Genomic DNA, 20,273 nt, shown 5'->3' with positions numbered 1-20,273 from the left:
GCTATTAATCTCAGCGATAGACAATATTATCTACTGGGACTTGATAGCCTATAGGGTCCGCAGTCGCTTTAGAGGCATTCAATTAGTTATAGCGTACCTTTACTGCCCATAGAACGATCAAGGGGCAACGCCAACCGCACCACCCCTTGTTTCCATCCCACCGGCCAACAATCACCCGCCCTATTGCGGCTTCTGCTGAACCTCTTTCCACAGTTTCAGCGCCAGCACCACCAATCCCCCCGCGCCCAAAACAAGCAGGAGCCAGAGCAAACCTTTCTTCCACATGCTGGCCTCTTCTGTGGCATCCACCGCGCTCAAACGCTCGGTGCCGCCCAGAGTCACTTGAGATTGCAACCCGGCTTCTGGCAACGCATCGGCATCCACCGCTTTACGCAGCTCTGCCGGGATCAGACCGTCGAGAGGGATCGCCTGAGGCCGGGCCGCTTTATTTCCCCACGTCAGCAAGAATGGCGAGGTCCCCTGGGCATTGAAAATCAGGGTCTGCCTATCGCGTTCCGCCTTGACCTCTGGCAGCGAATCGCCCCATTGCTGGTTGATGCCCTTCAGGCGAAGGCCTTGCACCAGCAAACCTTTCAGCGGGATTGCTTCCGCTGTACGCCCGTTAATCGAATAAACCACCTGTTTAGCCAGCGGGAGCCAGCCTTCGCTCGCGGCCCCCCGATATTCTATCTCCAGCGGTAATACCGTATTACCTTGCGTTGGGCGGATACTGATGTTGTCCAACGGCTGAGGTTTCGACCAGGTATATTCAGCTTCACTGGCGGAAATGGCTTTCTGTTCGAGCGGCAGGTTAATCCTTTGCTGCTCGGTGTGGCTGGAGGTGACAATCCCCTGCGCAGACTGGATCTTCAAATTAGGAACGTCTTTAGTTTCTTTGAACACCAGTAACAGATAGCGAGGGTTGTCATAGCCCTCCAAATCAATGGTATCCAACAGCAACCGGTCACTGCCGGAAAGCAGATCCATCAACGGCACATCTACAGCGCTACGCGACCAGTCTTTGAGATCGCTGCTATAGAAGACGTTAACGCGGGTCTGCCAGTTCTCGGGTAGACGCTCCCAAGCCAGTTTCAACTGAGTTAAATGGGGATAGCCACCCTCATGCCGTGGGACCTCCAGCAGATAGGTACTTCCCATTGGCTTGTCGTTATACAGTGGCATGGTGACTTCGACACCACCAGCGGATTTAAGCGAAATGATCTGTTGTTCCTGATCGGTGACCCTTTTGCCCTTCATCGGGAACAGGCGCAGAGGGAAAGTCTGGCTATTTTCCTGAGTGGTGACGTTCGCGGTCAGGGCAAAGGGAACGGCCTGCCCCTGATAGTTGAACACCCGCACATCGCGCATATCAGGCCATACGCTTTCGGTATACACCGCCTCTGGCAGTTCAATACGGAAAAACGGCGCGCGGCCTTCAGTGGTTAGCGATATGCCATAGGCGAAATCTTGTGGTTTTTCAGCCATCGGCTCCGCATTAGCTGCACCAGCCAGACAAAGCGACCCCAGCAGCAACCAGTTATTCAGTTTTACTTTCATGCATTCCCTCGTTCGCTTGCCACATTTGGCTCCTTACTGCGCACCGCTTTGGGTGGCAATGGGGAAAAATACCCCACGATCAGTACCAGTATCGCCACGCCGATAAACGAGATGGCGCGAGCCAATCCACCGCCTCGAGCGCTATCAACCAGCATCAATTTAACAATGACGATACCAAGCAACGCCGCACCGCCAAACCAGACCTCACGTTGTCCACGGCGGGTTGATAGCACCATGACAATCAACGCTATCAGCATCCACAGCAAAGCGAAGGTGGTCTGCACCAGGCGGGAGCCCCATAGCGAATCGGCCCGCCAGGCAATATCGGCGTAATAGGCCAGCGCACGCAGGACCGCCCCATTGCCCCACCAGAACAGCACCGCGATAGTAAACAGCGGCAGCGCCTGTTTCAGCAATGCGGCAAATTGCGGGTATTCCCGCCGGACAAACAGCCCCAGAGTCACCAACGCCAAGAGTGCAAAACCAGCGCCCTCTTCCAACGGGTTCAACAATGGCAAATAACGCCAGCCTAAACTGACCCCATCAAACACGTTGCCTACAAGTAAGAGCAGCAGAGCCAACGCCGCCAATGGGGCCAAGGCAATCGCACCATATAGCTGGCGGTGTTCGGCAAACGGCCAGCACCTTTTGCGCAGCGCACCATGTGTAGCCAGAATGATCAGGGAGATAAAGCCCATTTGCAGGCCCAGCCGCCACTCATCCATGCCCCACGGCAAGCGCATCGTGCGCCAAAAGACTTCATAACCCAGCGCGAACACCACCATCCAGAACAGCGACAGGTGTAATCCTTGCTGCAGGCGCAGTATCGGCAAGGTGCCCGCTTCGCGCTTCAGCAACCAGTACGCCACAGGCGAGGCCAGCAGCCAGACCAGATTCGGCCAACCAAAGGACAATAATGAATCCAGGCCGACCAGTTGGAACATCAGCATGGCCAACATGCCTGGCCACAGCAGCCAAATGCTATAACGCAGTTCGCGCCAGACCAGCCTTTGTGCCAACCAACGCCACAGCAACACGGATAGCGTCAACAAGGCCAACGCCAGGAAAGCCCCGTAGCCATAGCTAAGCAGCAATCGCCCGACAAAACCGAGTAGGCAGACCAACCAGAGCAGGATCCCGCCAACCAGGAAGGAAAGGCTGACAACCTGATTGAAGGCGACATCGGCCCCCAGATCGCGCCAGAGGAATGCTGCCACGAGCCAGGTTAATGCCAATACGGCGAACACAAGCGTGAAGGAAAGCGTAGTCATGCCCGCGCCAAACGCGACCAAGGCAGAAGCCAAGGCCAGCACCAATAGACCAGAACCACTGAGGCTCATGCGGATTTGCTTTTGCTCACGACCAAGCCACAGAATACCCACCCCTTCCAGCGCCCAAGCCATGGATGTCCACTCAGCGGACAGTGCCAATGGGATCGCCAGCGTAGTGAACACCCCGCCCAGCGCCAAACCAGAAACCGCCAACATTCGGCCCAGAGATGGATAACGCTTCAATGCGGCCCAGGCCAGTAACAGGTAAGCCAAACCGAAGCCCAGCGCCGAGAACGCCGGGCCAAACTCCCACTGGCGAACGATCAGATACTGTATGCCAAAACCGATTAACGGCGGGCCAAACAGCAGCGCGCCATCGATAATCTTCTCACCAGGCAACTGTGCGCGTAGAGTCAAAGCCAGGCATAGCACGCCAAAAATCACGATATTGGCAATCAGAAACAGCTGGCAGCCCAGGTAGTATTCCGGCAGGTAATTGTTTACTCCCCAAAGCCCGGCGACGCCAAAGGAAAAAACAAAGCCCAACAGGTTAAGTGGCCGCCACGGCTGCCAGACGCTGATCGCCAAAATGCCCAGCGAGAGCAGCAGGTAATAGGAGAATAACGCGACGTAACTGCCACCACCGCTGGATAGCAGCAACGGTGAAAGATAGCCGCCAATGCTGGCAAGCATCGCCAGGCTGAGGGCGCGTTGCAATACGGCCAAGCCTACGCTGGCAGCGCAGATCACCAACATCAGGCCAAATGCCAGCATATGTGGCAGCAGTTGATAAAGCCGGAAGGCACCAAATACGGTGATATAGAGCGCGCCAACCGCGCCCCCTTGCAGGATCAGGGCATACATCGTTTGCTTAACACGCAGACGCCAGCCAAACCACAGTAAAACGCCGCTCGCCACCGCCGCGCCCATTAACCTGAACTCAATAGGCAACATGTCGCGTTCAACGGTGTATTTCATCAGGTAGGCCAAGCCTAAGAACAGCAGCAAGACTCCCAGCTTCGCCAACGGGTTGCCTTGCATAAACCAGCCCACCAGCCCGCTGAGCAGGTCGTTTTTCGGTTGCTGCGGTTTATCAATGGCGGGTTTATCAATGGCGGGTTTATCAGCAATAGGTGGGTGAGGAAGGGTTGTTACTGGTGCAGATGGTTTTGGAGCTGCTGACTCCCATGGTGATATAACCGGAGGGGTAACGGCCATGTCAGCTGTGGGTTTAACGGCAGACTGTTGTGCCGCGTGCGCCGCAAAGTCATGCGTTGTCTTCGCAGCCACAGGTTGCGCCTGAGAAACGGGCGTTGGCGTTGGCCGCAATCTCCCGGTTTCCTCGAAGCGGAGATCATCCACCTGTTTTTGCAACTGGGTGATGGTCAGCGTCAGTTGGGCAATTTCCCGCTGGTTGCGGTTGCCACGGCCGAGCGATACCACCACTGAAATGGGTAATACCACCAGGCACAGGAACAACGCTAAACCAGCGATAAATATCAATCCTTCCATGGTGCACCTTTAGATCATTTATCGTGGCATCAGTCTTACACCAAAACACAACCGCCGACAATGGATTGATACTGCCAACCCGGCCTCAGGCTAATAAAATACCGTTAGCTTGGCGGCTGTTCTTCGGCTGATTCAGGCTGGTTTTTTCTGAGCCGTGGATATTTCCATAGCCAGCGCCCGCTGACCATACGCCAATAGAAGAAGACTCCGCGAACGGCCCAGTCCAAGAACATCCCCAGCCAGACACCCACTACGCCCATGCCCAGCACGATGCCCAAGATATAACCGGCGACCACCCGGCAGCCCCACATGCCCAACATCGTCACCCACATGGCAAACCGGACATCACGCGCGCCCTTCAACCCAGCGGGTAACACCCAGGATGCAGCCCAAATCGGCATAAACGCAGCATTGAGCCAAATTAGGATTTTGACCACCTCTTTAACATCGTCTTCCTGGGTATAAAATGAGGCAAACAGCCCGGCAAAAGGAGCAGTTCCCCAGGCAATCACCGTCAGACCAATCGTCGCCAGCCAAAAGACGTGCTTCATCTGCCGTTCGGCCTGAGCAATTTGCCCTTTCCCCAGACGCCTGCCGACGATAATGGTCGAAGCAGATCCCAAAGCATTCCCCGGCAGGTTAATCAGTGCCGCGATAGAGAAAGCGATAAAGTTACCAGCGATGACGTTGGTCCCCATCCCGGCGACAAACATTTGTGTCAGCAGTTTGCCAGCGTTGAACAGCACCGATTCGATACTGGCGGGAATACCAATCCCCAACACCTCACGCAGGATGCTGCTGTTGAGTGGCGTAAAATAGCTTTTGAGCGTAATACGCAGCGCCGGATTAAAGCCCACCGCCAGAACAGCAATAATGGCTATCGCGCCAATATAGCGGGCAATGGTCAACCCTAGCCCCGCGCCAACAAAACCCAGCCCTTGCCAGCTAAATACCCCATAAATCAGCGTACTGCTGATGAGGATATTGAGGATATTCATGCCGCCATTGATCAGCAGCGGGATCTTGGTGTTGCCAGCCCCACGCAGGGCACCGCTACCAATCAGGGCGATGGCGGCTGCCGGGTAGCTCCAGACGGTGGTTTGCAGATAAGAGAGCGCCAGCACTTTAACTTCAGGCGTGGCTTCACCGGCGATCACGTTAATGATCTGCTCCCCGGCCAAATGGATCCCAATCGCCAGCAGCAGCGCCAACACGGTCATTAACACCAGTGACTGACGTGCCGCCGCCCGCGCCCGTTTGCGATCAAGGGTGCCAAGGCTAAAAGCCACCACCACCGTGGTACCCAGATCCACCGCCGCGAAAAAGGCCATGATGACCATGTTGAAACTGTCTGCCAAGCCAACGCCTGCCATCGACTCTTTGCCGAGCCAGCTCACCAGGAAGGTGCTGAGCACCCCCATCAGCAGTACGCAGGTGTTTTCCAGAAAGATCGGTACCGCCAAAGGCGTGATCTCGCGCCAAAAAAGCACCCGATAGCTTTTTCGCTTGGCATACCAATGCGTCTTGGCAACGCGCTGGCGCAGTAGCCCGTGTAAGTTCAAGGTTGACCTGTAGCAAGGAAGTGAAACGTCGTTTCAAATGATGGTTTATCAACGCTTACTCTGCAAGCGTTTTCTTCTCACTATACGTTGCAAAGGAAGACTGCGACTCAGAGAAAAACATCGTGCTATTGGCTTAACACTTACCCCGTAGCCGACGCTACGCCCAACAGCAGACTGGCGGTAGAAATTATCCCGTCATTAGCACCGAGAACAGCAGCCAGCCAATTTTTTCCATGCAGTGTCGTTCTCGGTGCATCTTGTTTCCCTTTATTGACCCGTAGTATCAAAGTTTATCGAGTCGTTGTTGAATGTCCTGATGGCGTCCTTTATCAGCTAATTCTCTGCCTGGGCGGGCCGGAGCCGCCAGTGCTTTCTGTAGATAAAGTTTTCCCTGTGCCTTACGCCCTTGATCTATCAGAAAGTCACCGTAGAAATAGTTTGGATCGATACCCGTTGGATTAATCTGTAAAGCCTGTTTCAACAACCGTTCAGCCTGCTTGTCATCACCAAAGCCAATCGGCCAGCCAGGAACCTGATAATAGAGGGCACCGAGACTGGTATAGGCGGAGCCATCCAGCGCCTTGTCATCCAACTTTATTGCCAGTTCCAACTTCATTTTCGCCTCTTTGGCCAGTTCCAAAGCCCCCAGCCCCCCCTTCTCACCGGCCCAGCTACTCTTGATGATCGCAGACCAGATCAACAGGTCTGCGCGTGAACCGTTAGCTGAACTGGCTTTATCCGCAACGGCGCTGAGTTGCTCCAGACAGCTTTCTTTCTGTTTCGCCGCAACCTGATACTGGCAAACCGCCCATTGGTTCTGAATATCGGCCAAATCACTCTGGGCAAAAGCGGTTGTACTACCAAAGAGCGTCAACACCAACAATAACTTTTTCATCGTGAGTCCTTCTTCTCAAGAGCAGCTTTGGCATGGCGGGCAATAATATGCCGCTGTTTAGCCAGCGCTTTATCGACCACTGCGGGGAACAGTGCATTCAGTTTGACAAAGAACCGCTCTGGCCAACCCAGCCATCGTCGTTTTATCTGTTTGTTTAGAGCAACAATCACCTCATCAGCAACCCATTCAGCACTGTCACTTTTGGTGCCTAATTCGGCATTCATGGCATTCACCGCCGCAGAGTTAAGCGTGGTTTGTGTCGCCCGGGGGGCAAAATAGAGCACGTTAATCGATGAACCAGCAAGTTCCCTGCCGAGGGCTTCACTGAAGCCACGCAAAGCAAACTTGCTCGCGCAATAAACGCTATATCCGGCATAACCAATGCTGCCAAAGCTGGAACCGATATTCATAATGATGCCGGGTCGGTCTATATAAGGCAGCAAAGCCCGGGTCAGTAATATTGGAGCCTGAATATTTACGGCTAACTGCTGTATTATTTGTTGCTCGCTTTGATCCTCAAGCCAGGCAAAATGATTGGCCCCGGCATTGTTGATCAGGATATCAATATGCTGTTGTTGGCAAAGCAGCTCAACTTGCTTTGTCAATTGCGTGAAATCGCCAAGATCGGCGATCCAAACCTGATGATTTTCCGGGTGGGGCAATGTGTTAAGCTGCGCGGTGAGCGACGTTTCATTACGCCCATGTAATATCAGACAAGCCCCCTGCTTTGCCAAGGCGTGCGCCAGTGCCTGACCAATACCACCGCTGGCACCGGTAAGCAAAATACGGCTGTTGTTGAGCCTCATTGCACTGGCTCCATCAGGCCACGCAGCATATCGCCATAAAGTTGGTAGACCACTTTAGCAGTATGGATAATCGCGGCACGATCCTCGCTTTTTTCCACCTGGTCCATTAATGATGCAAAAAAGGCCAGATGCTCTTTGTCCAGTTCACCATGCGAGCTGAGATAACTCATGGCTTTTTCCGGTAATCCCAAGCCCTGTTTAAGCTGTTCGGCAACGGTAGTAGCAATGGCGACGCTGGTGCCCTCAAGGACATGCACCATACCGAAAATACCCATAGGGTTGAGGCGAGAGACGTGATCGTAGAGGAACGCAATCATCAACTCGATTGCCAATACCGGCTGGCCATGACGAACCGCTTCGGCATCCCCGCCACACGTCCTGATATCATTTAATATCCATTCCTGATGGCCATACTCTTCATCAATGTATTCGGCAATGGCTCCGCGAACCCATTCATATTCTGAGTTCATCCGGCCACCCGCAGTCATCAATAAAGGCACGGTATGGCTGACATGATAAAAAGCCTGTGTCAAAAAGGCGATATACATTTCGGCGTTAATATTTCCGCAGCGGCAAGCTTCTATGACCGGGGCGGAAAGGAGCTTCTCTCTGTCCACCGCCGTCTCTCGCTGTAACAATTGATAAAAACTCATAGGATATCTCCCGTGATTAACTGATGAATACGTGTGTGATAGATGGAAAAAATCTGCTGTCTTTTCGGGCGCCCATTAGTGGTTAATAAACCGTTTTCAACCGTTAACTGTGCCAAAAAATAATGATGGATCCGTGCATAGTCAGGTAACCGTCCATTAAGTTGAGATAGCTGATCGGCAAGGCTACTTTCATAACCGGGTGTCACCTGGATCAGCGCAACATTTGCGGGTAACCCATCACCAAAGATGACCATGCGTGATATTGCCGGAAAAAGCTGAGCTTCCGCCTCGATCCATTCCGGTGAAAAATTTCGGCCAAAGGCGGTGATCTGAATATTCTTTTTGCGGCCGGTGATATGAAGGAAGCCTTGGGCATCAAAATGACCGAGATCGCCGGTTGCCACCGGGGAGCTTGCAGCTGGTTCCCCCAGATATCCCAGCATTGTCGCGCCAGAAACCAAGATCTCCCCATCCGGCGCGATGGTTATCTGGCAGTGCGGTAACGGTTCACCCGCCGAGCCAGGCAATGCATGCCCTGGCGCATTGAGAGCAACCACCGAGCCGCATTCTGATAAGCCATACCCTTCAAAAACCGGCAAACCCAACTGATGCGATTTAACCACTAAATCCGCAGCAACCTTTCCCCCACCGACGGCGACAAAACGCAGGCTCTCCGCCAACCCTGGGTTGTGGGTGCACAACATGACGAATAGGCGCAGCAATTCAGGCACCAATACCAGACTGTGCGGCCGCCATTGTGTAATAGCTTGGGCAAGGATCTGAGCAGAGAACTGGCTAGATCCTGTCAATCCCACTTCAGCCAGCGAGGGGATACGGCTACATGCGCCACTGAGCAACGGAACATACAGCCCGGTAATATTTTCAAGCAAGGTCGACAGTGGCAGCAATGTCAGATGCTGCTGTATGTTTGCCGCAGCAACCCGCTCGGCAAGCGCCAGGCTGACTTGCATCAAGTGCTCCTGACTCAAACATACCCCTTTGGGATGCCCGGTTGTCCCTGATGTATAGGTGATCTTGGCCGTATTGGCAGGCAGTTCAGCAACAGATAGTGGCTGCCGACGTTGCAAAGGGTAATCAAGGAAGGGGGTCGTAATCCACCCTTGCCGTGCAGGCCCAATCAAAGCATCGGCACCGCTACTTTCCAGCAACCAGTCTTGTTGTTCAGCACTAAAAAAAACGGGTACCGGTATGATGACAATATTGGCTAACAGGCAAGCCAGATCGATCCTGGCCCACTCCAGGCCATTATTCAAAAACAGGGCCAGCCGCGATATTTTCTCATTACTGAGTTGCTCGGCCAGAGAGGTGGTTTGCCGCAATAAATCGGCGTAGCTGATGCTCTGCTGACTATCACATAACGCAGGGCGAGAGCCATCTGTGGCCGCAATGTGTTCAATACGCTCAAAAAGGATCATAGCTGCACGCTCATTTGCACCGGAAAGATATCCGGCATGGGGCCAAACAATGAAAGCAATAAACTGGTTTCACTCAGAATTTGGCGGCCTTGTTTAAGATCGCCAACCATGACACAGGGCTGCCCCTGATAATATTCTCCCCAGGCCTGGGCATCCTCACCCATGCGATCCGGCAAGGCAGGGGCCAGCTCCAGAGGGGTTAAGTGCAACCGGTGGAAGATATTTCTCAACTTTTTGGTCCCGGTAAATGACACATAGTCGAGTTGGTTTTCGTAGAGTAGCCGGCAAATTGCCGCAAACATGATCCGGGCATTTCCGGATTCAGAGCAGGCAAAGTTTCCTATTTCAACCAGGCGGTTACGTGGCAAGATGGTTCCCGTCTGAGCGGTAACCACCTCTTCAATCGGCGCATCCAGATAACGCTCAAGGTACAGCGGCGCGTTGTCAGCACGGTTCAGACCACAGGCACCAACCAGAACGCCGTCAGCGCGGTACATGCCTAACAGATAAGGCAGGAAGTGAGGAATGAGCGCATTAAACTGCCGACCATATTCGTGCTGTATATAAGCCTGTAATAAGGCCCTATGCTCATGGTTCTCAGCAAACAACAGCTGGTACGGTGCCTGGATATGCATACTCATAATCGCGCCTCTTTGACTGATAATGAGCAGTGTAGCGATTTAAGCTTAAGAAAGAGTTAAGGTGGAGAGAGCACAGAACCCTATTTAAAACCCAAGGCCATCAAGCAAGCTGACTGCTTTAGACACTATTTCCCTTCACCGTTAACCTCAGGTAGTATCTCCATAAGCTGTATAAAAAAACAGGTAACAACATGCAACCCTTACTACTGCAATCCGTCAAGATTACCCACGATCAATTCCGTGGTGAAACCGTCACCAACGGCAAGTTTCTGAACTGTGATTTCTCCGGCACCGATCTCACCGATACCCAGTTTATCGGCTGCGTTTTCTATGACGAAGAGACCCAGCTCGGCTGCAACTTCAGCCGCGCGGTGTTGAAAGATGCCAGCTTTAAAAGCTGCGATCTCTCGCTGGCCGATTTCAGAAATACCCAGGCGCTTGGCCTAGAGATCCGCGAATGCAAGGCACAGGGGGCCGATTTTCGTGGCGCAAGCTTTATGAATATGATTTCGCAGCGCAGCTTTTTTTGCAGCGCCTTCATCATCAAAAGCAATCTGAGCTACAGCAACTTCTCCAAGGTGGTGCTGGAAAAATGTGAGCTGTGGGAAAACCGCTGGAGTGGCGCTAACGTGCTCGGTGCCAGCTTTATTGGTTCCGATCTGTCCGGCGGGGAGTTCAACCAGTTTGACTGGCGGGCCGCCACCTTCAACCACTGCAATCTGACCGGCGCAGAGCTGGGGGAGATGGATATCCGCCAAGTGGATTTGGAGGGAGTGCAATTGGATAGCCATCAGGTCGTTGGGTTAATCGATCGGCTGGGGATAATCCTGGTCAGTGACTCCTGATTGCCAGCCGCCATCACAGTGCCTAATACGCCATTACGATTAATCATCGGCCATCGCCTTGATTTTATTGCACCGTTCGCCAATGATCCCAGATACCCTTCCCATCCCCAAGGATCCGTATGAACCCATCGGCCACTGTTCTCTACACTGATAGCGACTTTTTCAGCCCCTATGCCATGTCGACCTTTGTGGCCCTCACGGAGAAAGGCATACCGTTTACCGTCAAGCCGGTGGATCTCTCACTGGGGGAACAACAAAGCCAAGCGTATGGTAGCCTGTCGTTAACGCTGCGAGTGCCGACGTTAGTGATGGGCAGCTTCCAGCTTTCCGAGTCTTCCGCCATTGAGGAATATTTGGAAGAACTCCACCCCGCTCATCCGCTCTACCCACGTGACATCAAACAGCGCGCCAAAGCCCGTGAGATCCAGGCATGGTTGCGTAGCGATTTGTTGCCGCTGCGGGCCGAACGCCCAACCGAGGTGATTTTCAGCGGGGTCAAATTTGCCCCATTGAGTGCGGATGCCCAACGGGCAGCCAAAAAACTGCTGACTGCGGCGGAAAAGTTGCTGAGCCATGGCCAGGATCATCTATTCCACGAATGGTGCATCGCCGATACCGATCTGGCCCTGATGCTCAACCGGCTGGTAATGCATGGCGATCAAGTACCGGATAATCTTCGCCACTATGCACAAAAACAGTGGCAGCGCCCATCGGTGCAGGCGTGGTTGGCGTTACCAGAGAAAATGCGAAGCTAAAAAAACCGGCGGCCACGACGCCGCCGTTCTCAACGGTGAGAAACATCACTTCTTGCTCGGAGGAAGCGCTCCCCAGCGTAGGCCACCAAGGAGCGTTCAAGTCTTGAGAATTAACAGCTCACGTCAATACACAGATATTTGAGTTCCAGATACTCTTCAATGCCGTAGCGAGAACCTTCACGCCCCAGCCCCGACTGTTTGACACCGCCGAAAGGTGCCACCTCGTTGGAGATCAAACCGGTATTGATGCCCACCATGCCGTATTCCAACGCCTCTGGCACCCGCCATTGACGGGCGGCGTTTTGCGTAAACAGGTAAGCAGCCAGACCAAATTCGGTATCGTTAGCCATCGCGATGGCTTCCGCTTCGTCATGGAAACGGAACAGCGGCGCAACCGGGCCAAAGGTTTCTTCTTTGGCAAAGCGCATCTGCTGGGTCACACCGGTAACCACCGTCGGTTGGAAGAAGGTACGGCCTAGCGCATGCGGCTGCCCACCGGTGGCGATCTGCGCCCCTTTGATCAGCGCATCATCAATGTGGCTCTGCACTTTCTCTATCGCTGCCTCATCGATCAGCGGCCCCTGCGTCGTCCCTTCCTGTGTACCATCACCGACTTTCAGTTGCTCAACTGCGGCCACCAGCTTATCCACCAGGCGATCGTAGATACCGTCCTGTACGTAGATGCGGTTGGCACAAACGCAGGTCTGCCCGCTGTTGCGGAATTTGGAAGCCATAATCCCGGCAACCGCCACGTCCAGATTAGCATCGTCAAACACGATCACCGGTGCGTTGCCGCCCAGTTCCAGCGAAAGCTTTTTAATGGTTGGCGCACATTGGGCCATCAGGATACGCCCTACTTCGGTCGATCCGGTAAAGCTCAGCTTGCGCACTACCGGGCTATCGCACAGCACTTTACCCACCTGTGCCGCTTCGCCAGTTACCACTTGCAGCACGCCAGCGGGAATACCGGCATCCTGCGCCAATTTGGCCAGTGCCAATGCGGTCAGAGGCGTCTGCTCGGCCGGTTTGACGATCATCGTGCAGCCTGCAGCCAGCGCAGGGGCAGCCTTACGGGTGATCATCGCCGCCGGGAAGTTCCACGGCGTGATCGCCGCGCAGACACCGATCGGCTGTTTCACCACCACCAGACGTTGCGAAGCCTGGGGAGCCTGTAACACGGCACCATCAACACGTTTGGCTTCTTCAGCGAACCAGGTAATAAACGAGGCGGCATAGGCTACTTCACCACGCGCTTCCGCCAGCGATTTCCCCTGCTCTGCGGTCATCAGTTGCGCCAGATCTTCCTGAGCCGCCATGATTTTATCGGCCCAGGCCAGCAATAATACGGAGCGCTGCTTGGCGGTCTGTTGCTTCCAGCCGATTTGTGCCTGCTGCGCGGCGTTAATTGCCTGCTGAGTTTCCTCTGCACTCACCAGAGGCACCGTTGTCAGCTCCACACCGTTGGCCGGGTTGATCACGGCTTCACGTTTGCCGCTGCGTGCATCGCACCACTCGCCGTTAATCAGGCATTGGCTACGTAGCAGATCGGGATTTTGCAGTTTCATGGCTATTGCTCCTTATTGGGCCAGCGCGCGGGAAAGGATTGCCAGCGCCTGGTTAAACTGGGCATCAGGAATGGTCAGTGGGTATAGGAAACGGATCACGTTACCGTTCACTCCACAGCTGAGTAGCAACAGTCCTTCTTCCTGGGCTTTTTGCTGTACCTGACGGGTAAACTCCGGCGACGGTTTACCCGTTGCCGGGTCGTTGAACTCTACTGCCACCATGGAACCCAGCGCGCGGATATCCACAATCGCCGGGCAGTGGCTGCGTGCCTGTTGCAGCACTTCTACCAAATGTTGCCCCAAACGCTGGGAGCGTTGGCACAACTGCTCTTCTTCAATCACGTCCAATACCGCCAGCGCGGCAGCAACGGCTAATGGGTTACCGGCGTAGGTACCGCCAAGGCCACCGGGGGCTGGGGCATCCATCACTTCGGCACGGCCCGCCACGGCAGACAACGGCATACCACCAGCAAGGCTCTTCGCCATAGTGATCAGATCCGGTTTCACCGCATAGTGGTCCATCGCAAACAGCTTGCCGGTACGGGCAAAGCCGGTCTGTACCTCATCGGCGATCAGCAGGATACCGTGTTGGTCGCACAGCGTACGCAGCGCCTGCATGAATTCTGCCGGAGCCACGTTAAAGCCCCCTTCACCCTGCACCGGCTCCAGCACGATTGCAGCAACCTGTTTGGGATCGATATCAGCCTTAAAGATGCGCTCCAGGCTGTTCATGGCGTCGTCGGTGCTGACGCCATACAGCGCATTCGGATACTGGCCGTGGAACACCGAGCCAGGGAACGGGCCAAAGCCCAGCTTGTAAGGGGCCACTTTACCCGTCAGCGCCATGGTCATATAGGTACGGCCATGGAATCCGCCGCCGAAGGTGATCAAACCAGGGCGCCCGGTGTAAGCGCGGGCGATCTTCACCGCGTTTTCTACCGCTTCTGCGCCAGTGGTGAAGAAGGCGGTTTTACAGGTGCCTTCGATTGGAGCGCGCTGGTTGATACGCTCTGCCAGCGAAATATAGCTTTCATAAGGAACAATCTGGTAGGCCGTATGGGTAAACGCCTGGAGCTGTTTTTCAATGGCGGCGATCACCTTGGGATGACGGTGGCCAGTATTCAACACGGCAATGCCCGAGGCAAAATCGATCACCTCATTGCCTTCCACATCCCACAGGGTGGCATTTTCTGCACGCTCGGCGTAAAAACCACACATCACGCCAATCCCTCTTGGGGTAGCGGCCAGACGACGTTGATTCAGTTCTGCGTTTTTCATGCTGTTCTCTCCGGGCGGGACCAGTTATCGGTTTTGTTCACAAACGTGAAACATTGCGTTTATTTACACCTGATGTGGCCCTATAATCGAGTGCCAGTTACGATTAATTGAGGGATCCAATTGCGCTCATTGAGTGGTGACCTGCTGTTGCAACGCCTCGGCGAGCAGCCCGATGATAAACTGCACAAGCGGTTATACAATGCCATTCGTACCAGTATTCTGGACGGCAGCCTGCCCCCTTCCAGTCGCCTGCTGGCGTCACGCGATCTGGCACACGAGCTGGGTCTCTCACGTAATACGGTTTTAACCGTTTATGAACAATTGCTGGCGGAAGGATATGTGTTTTCGCGCCAGGGAAGTGGAACCTTCGTCGCAGAAACGGTACCCGACAGCTGTTTATCCACCGCCAGCCAGCCGATAAGCGGCAACGGTGAGCAACGTCGGGCCGAGCTGTCACAACGTGGCACCACGCTACTGCAACACGCCAGTGCCAGTCCGAAACAGTGGGGAGCCTTTATCCCCGGCGTCCCCGACGTGAATGCATTCCCGCATCACATCTTCAGCAAACTCCAGGCACGCATCAGCCGCCGCCCGACATCGCAACGCTTAACCTACAGCAACCAGGGCGGTAGCCCAGAGTTACGACATGCTCTGGTGGACTATCTACGGGTTTCACGTTCAGTGCGCTGTTCGCCGGAACAAATCCTGATCACCGAAGGCATTCATCAGGCGATCGATCTGGTTACTCGCATGCTGTGTAATCCGGGAGATGACGCCTGGATCGAAGAGCCAGGCTATTGGGGGATCCGCAATATCCTGCGCATCAACGGCGTCAATATCTGCCCCTGGGCGGTGGACGAGGCTGGGATGGTGCCACCAGAACAACCAGCGGCCTTGCCACGGCTGATTTTTGTCACCCCTTCGCACCAATACCCGTTGGGATCGGTGATGAGCCTGGCACGTCGGCAACGGCTGCTAGCTTTGGCCCGTGCGGCTGGCGGCTGGATCGTGGAGGATGATTATGACAGCGAATTCCGCTTCTCCGGCCAGCCGATCCCCGCCTTGCAAGGGCTGGAGGCCGATGCGCCGGTGATCTACATCGGCACCTTCAGCAAAACGCTCTATCCGGCCCTGCGGCTAGGCTATGTGGTGCTACCTAAGCCACTGATGGACGAGTTAAAGACGGCTCACGCCGAGCTTTATCGTGGCGGTCATCTGATCATCCAGGCGGCGCTGGCGCAGTTTATTCAGGAAGGCCACTACACAGCGCATATCCGCCGTATGCGGTTGCTGTATGCCAAACGCCGTGGGTTCCTCACCGCATTGATTGAACAGCACCTGGGTAAGCAGGCGTTAAGCGAGTTCAACAGCAACGCCGGGCTGCATCTGGTGCTCAACCTGCCGGATGATGCCGACGATGTCGCCATCGCTGCGGCGGCCAATGAACGTGGGGTACTGGTAAGGGCGTTGTCACGGTATTACATGCTGCCAAACGCGCGGCGCGGCCTGCTAATGGGCTTTGCCTGTGTGCCAGAAGAACAAATGGCGGCGGCGTTTGACGTGTTGTTGGAGTGTATTTCTCTGCCGGAAGGAGCCTAAAACAAGCCCCTCACTCTAACCCTATGGGTTAGAGTGAGGGGCTAATCCATCAATCCAGCAGATGGTTGATATCATCCTGAGTGGACGGAGGATCCTGCCGCATCCCCTTGGTCAGCCAAAGCAGATAAAGGAAGCCAGCAAACAACCAGGTGAAGCCCACTTTCAGCGCTTCGGGATCCAGGTTGACCCACAGCCACACCGACATGCCGAAGCCAATCAGCGGCAGCAGGCCGTATTTGAACATCGCGTTCAGCCCACGGCGTTTTTGGTTAATCAGGAAGTGTTTGATCACGCTAAGGTTAACGAAGGTGAACGCCCCCAGTGCGCCAAAGCTGATCATCGACACCACCATGCTCAAATCCATCCACAGCGCCAACAGGGAAATGATGGCTACAAACACAATCGCGCGCCACGGGGTGCGGAAACGAGGATGGAGGTGGTAGAACACTTTGCGCGGCAGCACACCTTCACGCCCCATGGCGTAGAAAATACGTGAGACACCGGTTTGTGCGGACATGGAAGAGGCATACACCCCGGTGAGATAAGTGGCCATAAAGAAGTTGTACATCCACTTGCCGCCCACGTGCTCCGAAATAATCAGACTGGCGGTGTCCTGATGCGGGATCAGCGCCTGCCAGTCGGGATAGGCCAGATGCGCGGCGTAGGAAACAGCAACAAAGATGCCACCAGCACAGATCACGGTGATCAAGATCGCGCGCGGCAGCGTGCGTTTGGCGTCGGCGGCCTCTTCAGCCATAGTGGCAATGGCATCAAAACCCAGGAAGGCCAGGCACAGCACCGCAGCCCCGGCGATCAGACCAGAGAAATCACCAGCATCCACCAGCAGCGGCTTCATCAATGAGGCCGGGCTGAGATCGGCCTCGCTGAACGCCAGCACGATAAACAGCACGATAAACACCATCTGCAAGGCAATCAGCGTGAAGTTCACCGAGCTAAGCAGGCGCACGCCCAGAATATTCAACGCGCTGACGCTGGCGATGGAACCAAGAATAAACACGTAAGCAGGGATCGACGGGAATGCCTCGTGCAAGAAGATACCTAAAACCAGATAGTTAAGCATCGGCAGGAACAGATAATCGAGGATCTGCGCCCAACCTACCAGGAAACCGGTTTTACCACCAAAACTACGCTGTACGTAGGAATAGGCCGAACCTGCCAGCGGCATGGCGTTGGTCATCCGGCAATAGCTCAGGGCGGTAAACAGGATGGTCACGATGGTAACCAGATAAGCGACGGGTAAGTGGCCCTGGCTTAACACGGTAACCTGACCGTAAGTGGTAAACACGCCCAGTGGCACCATATAGGCAAGGCCAAACGCAACCAGGGCGGGGGTTTTAAGAACTCGTTGCAACCGAATGTTTTGCGGCATTACCGTATCATCTCCTGGCGCAGCTCAGCGCTATTTAGGGCCAATCCCAATAGGCTATTTGATTCGCTGCGGTAAAAACAAGGGGACGGATTCTGGCATAAGTTAGGCTGCCGGGGAAGCTAACAATCCGCTTTCAGAAAACCAGGCGGCAATAGGTAAAGAACTGAGGCACAACCCGTTGATTTATTGTATGCAGGATGAGGAAAAGCGGTAAAAAAATTACCGCTTTCGTTCAGATTAGCGATCAGGACTGGTAGCTAATCTGCCCACCAACCAACGTCCGCTCAATGCGGGTCTGGTACATTTTTTCTGCCGGTTGCTCAAACAGATTATGGTGCAGGACGATCGCATCGGCAAATTTGCCCACTTCCAGCGAGCCAATGTACTGCTCTTTGGCGATCATGTAGGCCGCATCGATGGTGGCCGCACGCAGCGTCTCGATCAGGGTCAGATCGCGATCGTTGTCCAGGCGTGGCCCGGCTGGATTGCCTTCGCTATCCCAGGCGCGGCGGGTCATACCCACCTGCAGGTTATACCACTCATCCAGGCGATCGATCGGCCAGTCACTGCCATAAGCCAACCGCGCACCTGCATCCAGGAAGCGAGCCGCTGGCTCCAGATGAGGGAAACGCGCCTCACCCAACATCTCGCGTTCCTCATCGATCAGCACGCCCGGTAAACCGGCCCACTGGAACGAAAGCACCGCCGTCGCAGCCAAAGAGGCAAAGCGTGCATACTGATGGGGCGCAACCAGCTCGTTATGGGCCAACCCTGGGCGGATATCCTTGCCTGGGCAGGCCGCACGCATCAGCTCAACCGCATCCAGCACCTGCTCAATTGCGCCATCGCCTACCGTATGGGTATGCGGATGCAGGCCAGCGCGGCCGCACTCGACGATCAGCGCATTCAGCACCGGCGTGGTGAAGTAGAGATCGCCATAACGCTCGCTCTTGGCTGCACCATGATGTTCACGATAAGGCTCCAACAGCGCCGCAGTCATGGTCGGTGGCTGTAACACACCGTCGACGAACAGCTTGAGATGACCAACGGAGATCCCGGCCTGCGGCGTCCAAGGCTGGCTGCTCCACCGTTCGGCAAAGTCGACGACTTCCTGCACCGCACGGGCAGCGTCTTCCGGCCCCTGCACGCTGTCTGGCGTGACTTCTTTGGCCCCCAGCACGCGTAAGGTCAGCTCACCGCGATCGCGTAATGCGGCAAAAGCCTCCAGTTGCTCCGCAAACACGCGGGTATCCATCACCGTGGTCACGCCTTGCGCATGCAGCACCTGCTGCACATGAGCCGCCACCTGCACGTTCTGTTCCGCCGTGCCGGAAGGAATGCTGTCAAAGGCGCGCATGGCCGGAGCATCTTCCAGGATCCCGGTCAGTTGACCATTGGCATCACGGGCGATCTTGCCGTCTGGCGGTACCGGGGTATTTTCATCAATGCCCAGCATCTCCAGCGCACGGCTGTTGGCCGCCAACGTGTGGCAATCGTTAGAGAACAGCGCCACCGGGCGGCGAGTGTTGAGGGTGTCCAGCAAACTACGGCTCATGTCCGCGCCAACCGGTATCATCGCCTGACGCTGCCAGGCACGTACCGTCAGCCATTCGTCATCGCCAACCGGATACTTATCCAGATGCGCTTGAATATGTTGCAAGGTTTGCTCTGCCGTCAGCGCTGCATAGTGCAAGCTGCAACCCTTGAGCTGCTTGCCACCCCAAAACGGGTGCATATGGCTGTCGATCAGGCCCGGCATCATCATTTTACCGTGCAGATCGATACGTTCGGTGGTGGGTGTCGCCAGCGCAAGCACCTGCTCATCAGTCCCTACCGCAAGAATGTATCCCTGCCCTATCGCCAACGCACTACAAACACGATTTTCCGCATCTGCGGTGAAGATAGTGCCGTTGTAATAAATTACCTCGGCTGCTGTTGCCACTGGAGTCATAGTCATTGTCTCGAAACCTCACAAAATGACCTTAAGTATACCAAAAACTCTCCAGCTTGGCCCCTCAGGCGGGCTTACATTGCCTGAAAGTACCAACCCGCTGCCGACCAGGAAAAACGATGGGTCAATCGCCTGCGAAGAGGCCAGATTAAGCGGGCCAAATAGGGTTTCGCCATTGGCAAACTGACAGGTTAATTGATGTAAAACGAAATAGGGGGACTGCGCAAAATGAGCCATAAGCACTCCTGAATGAAATCAAAGCATCCCCATACGGCACGGGCGTGCTCGGTATAGGGCCCAGATATCAGCAGGTGTGGTTGTTCATTTTAGGTAATGACTCCGCAGAGGAAAAGGGATAAAGCGAGCAGATGTTAGCCGATCTCTTGTCCCGATGACAAACATGAGGTCTATCACATTCAGCACATCCGCGTTTCCCAAGTACGCCGACAACGGCTAGATTTATCTCATCCGACCACTTGAGGGTCGTCAAAACTATAACAACTCATACCCTATGGATTTCAAGCTGCAGCTAGGCGACAAGCTTGCTCATCCCCAGG

At 54.8% G+C, this 20,273-nt stretch carries 16 protein-coding genes and 1 pseudogene; 3 read left to right on the top strand and 14 right to left on the bottom strand.

Going from position 1 to position 20,273, the window contains the following annotated elements; genetic code table 11:
* Positions 1–180: 180 nt before the first annotated feature.
* The 9 genes and pseudogenes from KAJ71_RS09985 to KAJ71_RS09945 all read right to left on the bottom strand — a co-directional run bounded on the left by KAJ71_RS09985 (position 181) and on the right by KAJ71_RS09945 (position 10,333).
* Positions 181–1,557, bottom strand: coding sequence for a DUF3999 family protein (locus KAJ71_RS09985; protein ID WP_248945568.1), 1,377 nt, complete (start codon positions 1,555–1,557; stop codon positions 181–183).
* Entirely contained in the window at positions 1,554–4,340 is a 2,787-nt protein-coding gene (locus KAJ71_RS09980; protein WP_248945567.1) for a DUF2339 domain-containing protein, read from the bottom strand. The genes KAJ71_RS09985 and KAJ71_RS09980 overlap by 4 nt, the downstream gene beginning before the upstream one ends.
* 104 nt (positions 4,341–4,444) lie before the next feature.
* Positions 4,445–5,902: an EmmdR/YeeO family multidrug/toxin efflux MATE transporter gene (locus KAJ71_RS09975; RefSeq protein ID WP_248945566.1), complete on the bottom strand. Its 1,458-nt coding sequence runs from the start codon at positions 5,900–5,902 to the stop codon at positions 4,445–4,447.
* 149 nt (positions 5,903–6,051) lie between these two features.
* Positions 6,052–6,158: pseudogene (locus KAJ71_RS09970) on the bottom strand (VIT1/CCC1 transporter family protein); the annotation flags it as partial.
* 27 nt (positions 6,159–6,185) lie between these two features.
* Entirely contained in the window at positions 6,186–6,797 is a 612-nt protein-coding gene (locus tag KAJ71_RS09965) for a tetratricopeptide repeat protein (RefSeq protein ID WP_248945565.1), read from the bottom strand.
* Positions 6,794–7,603, bottom strand: coding sequence for an SDR family oxidoreductase (locus KAJ71_RS09960; RefSeq protein ID WP_248945564.1), 810 nt, complete (start codon positions 7,601–7,603; stop codon positions 6,794–6,796). Before KAJ71_RS09960 ends, KAJ71_RS09965 begins: the two co-directional genes overlap by 4 nt.
* The gene (locus KAJ71_RS09955) at positions 7,600–8,256 is read right to left on the bottom strand and encodes an iron-containing redox enzyme family protein (RefSeq protein ID WP_248945563.1); all 657 of its coding nucleotides are present in this window, start codon (positions 8,254–8,256) and stop codon (positions 7,600–7,602) included. Before KAJ71_RS09955 ends, KAJ71_RS09960 begins: the two co-directional genes overlap by 4 nt.
* On the bottom strand, positions 8,253–9,692 hold the full coding sequence (locus KAJ71_RS09950) for an AMP-dependent synthetase/ligase (protein ID WP_248945562.1): 1,440 nt from the start codon (positions 9,690–9,692) through the stop codon (positions 8,253–8,255). The genes KAJ71_RS09955 and KAJ71_RS09950 overlap by 4 nt, the downstream gene beginning before the upstream one ends.
* Positions 9,689–10,333 carry a thermostable hemolysin gene (locus tag KAJ71_RS09945; protein WP_248945561.1) on the bottom strand — a complete coding sequence of 215 codons (645 nt, stop codon included), beginning with the start codon at positions 10,331–10,333 and terminating at the stop codon, positions 9,689–9,691. Before KAJ71_RS09945 ends, KAJ71_RS09950 begins: the two co-directional genes overlap by 4 nt.
* A 191-nt stretch (positions 10,334–10,524) precedes the next feature.
* Here KAJ71_RS09945 and KAJ71_RS09940 point away from each other — a divergent pair, with 191 nt between their 5' ends.
* Positions 10,525–11,178: a Qnr family pentapeptide repeat protein gene (locus tag KAJ71_RS09940; protein WP_248945560.1), complete on the top strand. Its 654-nt coding sequence runs from the start codon at positions 10,525–10,527 to the stop codon at positions 11,176–11,178.
* Positions 11,179–11,297: 119 nt separating this feature from the next.
* On the top strand, positions 11,298–11,933 hold the full coding sequence (gene yfcF, locus KAJ71_RS09935; protein ID WP_248945559.1) for a glutathione transferase: 636 nt from the start codon (positions 11,298–11,300) through the stop codon (positions 11,931–11,933).
* Between the two features lie 110 nt (positions 11,934–12,043).
* Here yfcF and KAJ71_RS09930 read toward each other — a convergent pair whose 3' ends face one another.
* Together KAJ71_RS09930 and KAJ71_RS09925 are read right to left on the bottom strand one after the other, a co-directional pair.
* Positions 12,044–13,498 (bottom strand): NAD-dependent succinate-semialdehyde dehydrogenase, encoded by a 1,455-nt coding sequence (locus KAJ71_RS09930; protein ID WP_248945558.1) that lies wholly within the window; start codon positions 13,496–13,498, stop codon positions 12,044–12,046.
* Between the two features lie 12 nt (positions 13,499–13,510).
* On the bottom strand, positions 13,511–14,776 hold the full coding sequence (locus tag KAJ71_RS09925) for a 4-aminobutyrate--2-oxoglutarate transaminase (protein ID WP_248945557.1): 1,266 nt from the start codon (positions 14,774–14,776) through the stop codon (positions 13,511–13,513).
* A gap of 120 nt (positions 14,777–14,896) precedes the next feature.
* Here KAJ71_RS09925 and pdxR point away from each other — a divergent pair, with 120 nt between their 5' ends.
* A complete protein-coding gene (gene pdxR / locus KAJ71_RS09920; RefSeq protein ID WP_248945556.1) occupies positions 14,897–16,375 on the top strand; it encodes a MocR-like pyridoxine biosynthesis transcription factor PdxR in 1,479 nt (492 codons plus the stop codon).
* A 49-nt stretch (positions 16,376–16,424) separates the two neighbouring features.
* Here the strand turns inward: pdxR and KAJ71_RS09915 are convergent, their stop codons facing one another.
* The 3 genes from KAJ71_RS09915 to KAJ71_RS09905 form a co-directional block, all read right to left on the bottom strand.
* Positions 16,425–17,765, bottom strand: a complete 1,341-nt coding sequence (locus KAJ71_RS09915; RefSeq protein ID WP_248945555.1) for an APC family permease — start codon at positions 17,763–17,765, stop codon at positions 16,425–16,427.
* Positions 17,766–18,009: 244 nt separating this feature from the next.
* Positions 18,010–19,716, bottom strand: coding sequence for an amidohydrolase (locus tag KAJ71_RS09910; RefSeq protein WP_248945642.1), 1,707 nt, complete (start codon positions 19,714–19,716; stop codon positions 18,010–18,012).
* Positions 19,717–19,734: 18 nt separating this feature from the next.
* Positions 19,735–19,953 (bottom strand): hypothetical protein, encoded by a 219-nt coding sequence (locus tag KAJ71_RS09905; protein WP_248945645.1) that lies wholly within the window; start codon positions 19,951–19,953, stop codon positions 19,735–19,737.
* Positions 19,954–20,273 lie beyond the last annotated feature (320 nt).

Source organism: Serratia silvae (genome assembly GCF_023282985.1).
GTDB lineage: Bacteria > Pseudomonadota > Gammaproteobacteria > Enterobacterales > Enterobacteriaceae > Chania > Chania silvae.
Note: the sequence above shows the minus strand (reverse complement) of the source record. Positions and strands in the feature narration are given on the sequence as shown.

Excerpts from the sequence above, each read along its gene's own strand:
- KAJ71_RS09985 (WP_248945568.1), bottom strand. The coding sequence starts at position 1,557 with ATGAAAGTAAAACTGAATAACTGGTTGCTGCTGGGGTCGCTTTGTCTG.
- KAJ71_RS09980 (WP_248945567.1), bottom strand. The coding sequence starts at position 4,340 with ATGGAAGGATTGATATTTATCGCTGGTTTAGCGTTGTTCCTGTGCCTG.
- KAJ71_RS09965 (WP_248945565.1), bottom strand. The coding sequence starts at position 6,797 with ATGAAAAAGTTATTGTTGGTGTTGACGCTCTTTGGTAGTACAACCGCT.
- KAJ71_RS09960 (WP_248945564.1), bottom strand. The coding sequence starts at position 7,603 with ATGAGGCTCAACAACAGCCGTATTTTGCTTACCGGTGCCAGCGGTGGT.
- KAJ71_RS09955 (WP_248945563.1), bottom strand. The coding sequence starts at position 8,256 with ATGAGTTTTTATCAATTGTTACAGCGAGAGACGGCGGTGGACAGAGAG.
- KAJ71_RS09950 (WP_248945562.1), bottom strand. The coding sequence starts at position 9,692 with ATGATCCTTTTTGAGCGTATTGAACACATTGCGGCCACAGATGGCTCT.
- KAJ71_RS09945 (WP_248945561.1), bottom strand. The coding sequence starts at position 10,333 with ATGAGTATGCATATCCAGGCACCGTACCAGCTGTTGTTTGCTGAGAAC.
- KAJ71_RS09940 (WP_248945560.1), top strand. The coding sequence starts at position 10,525 with ATGCAACCCTTACTACTGCAATCCGTCAAGATTACCCACGATCAATTC.
- yfcF (WP_248945559.1), top strand. The coding sequence starts at position 11,298 with ATGAACCCATCGGCCACTGTTCTCTACACTGATAGCGACTTTTTCAGC.
- KAJ71_RS09930 (WP_248945558.1), bottom strand. The coding sequence starts at position 13,498 with ATGAAACTGCAAAATCCCGATCTGCTACGTAGCCAATGCCTGATTAAC.
- KAJ71_RS09925 (WP_248945557.1), bottom strand. The coding sequence starts at position 14,776 with ATGAAAAACGCAGAACTGAATCAACGTCGTCTGGCCGCTACCCCAAGA.
- KAJ71_RS09915 (WP_248945555.1), bottom strand. The coding sequence starts at position 17,765 with ATGCCGCAAAACATTCGGTTGCAACGAGTTCTTAAAACCCCCGCCCTG.
- KAJ71_RS09910 (WP_248945642.1), bottom strand. The coding sequence starts at position 19,716 with ATGACTCCAGTGGCAACAGCAGCCGAGGTAATTTATTACAACGGCACT.
- KAJ71_RS09905 (WP_248945645.1), bottom strand. The coding sequence starts at position 19,953 with ATGGCTCATTTTGCGCAGTCCCCCTATTTCGTTTTACATCAATTAACC.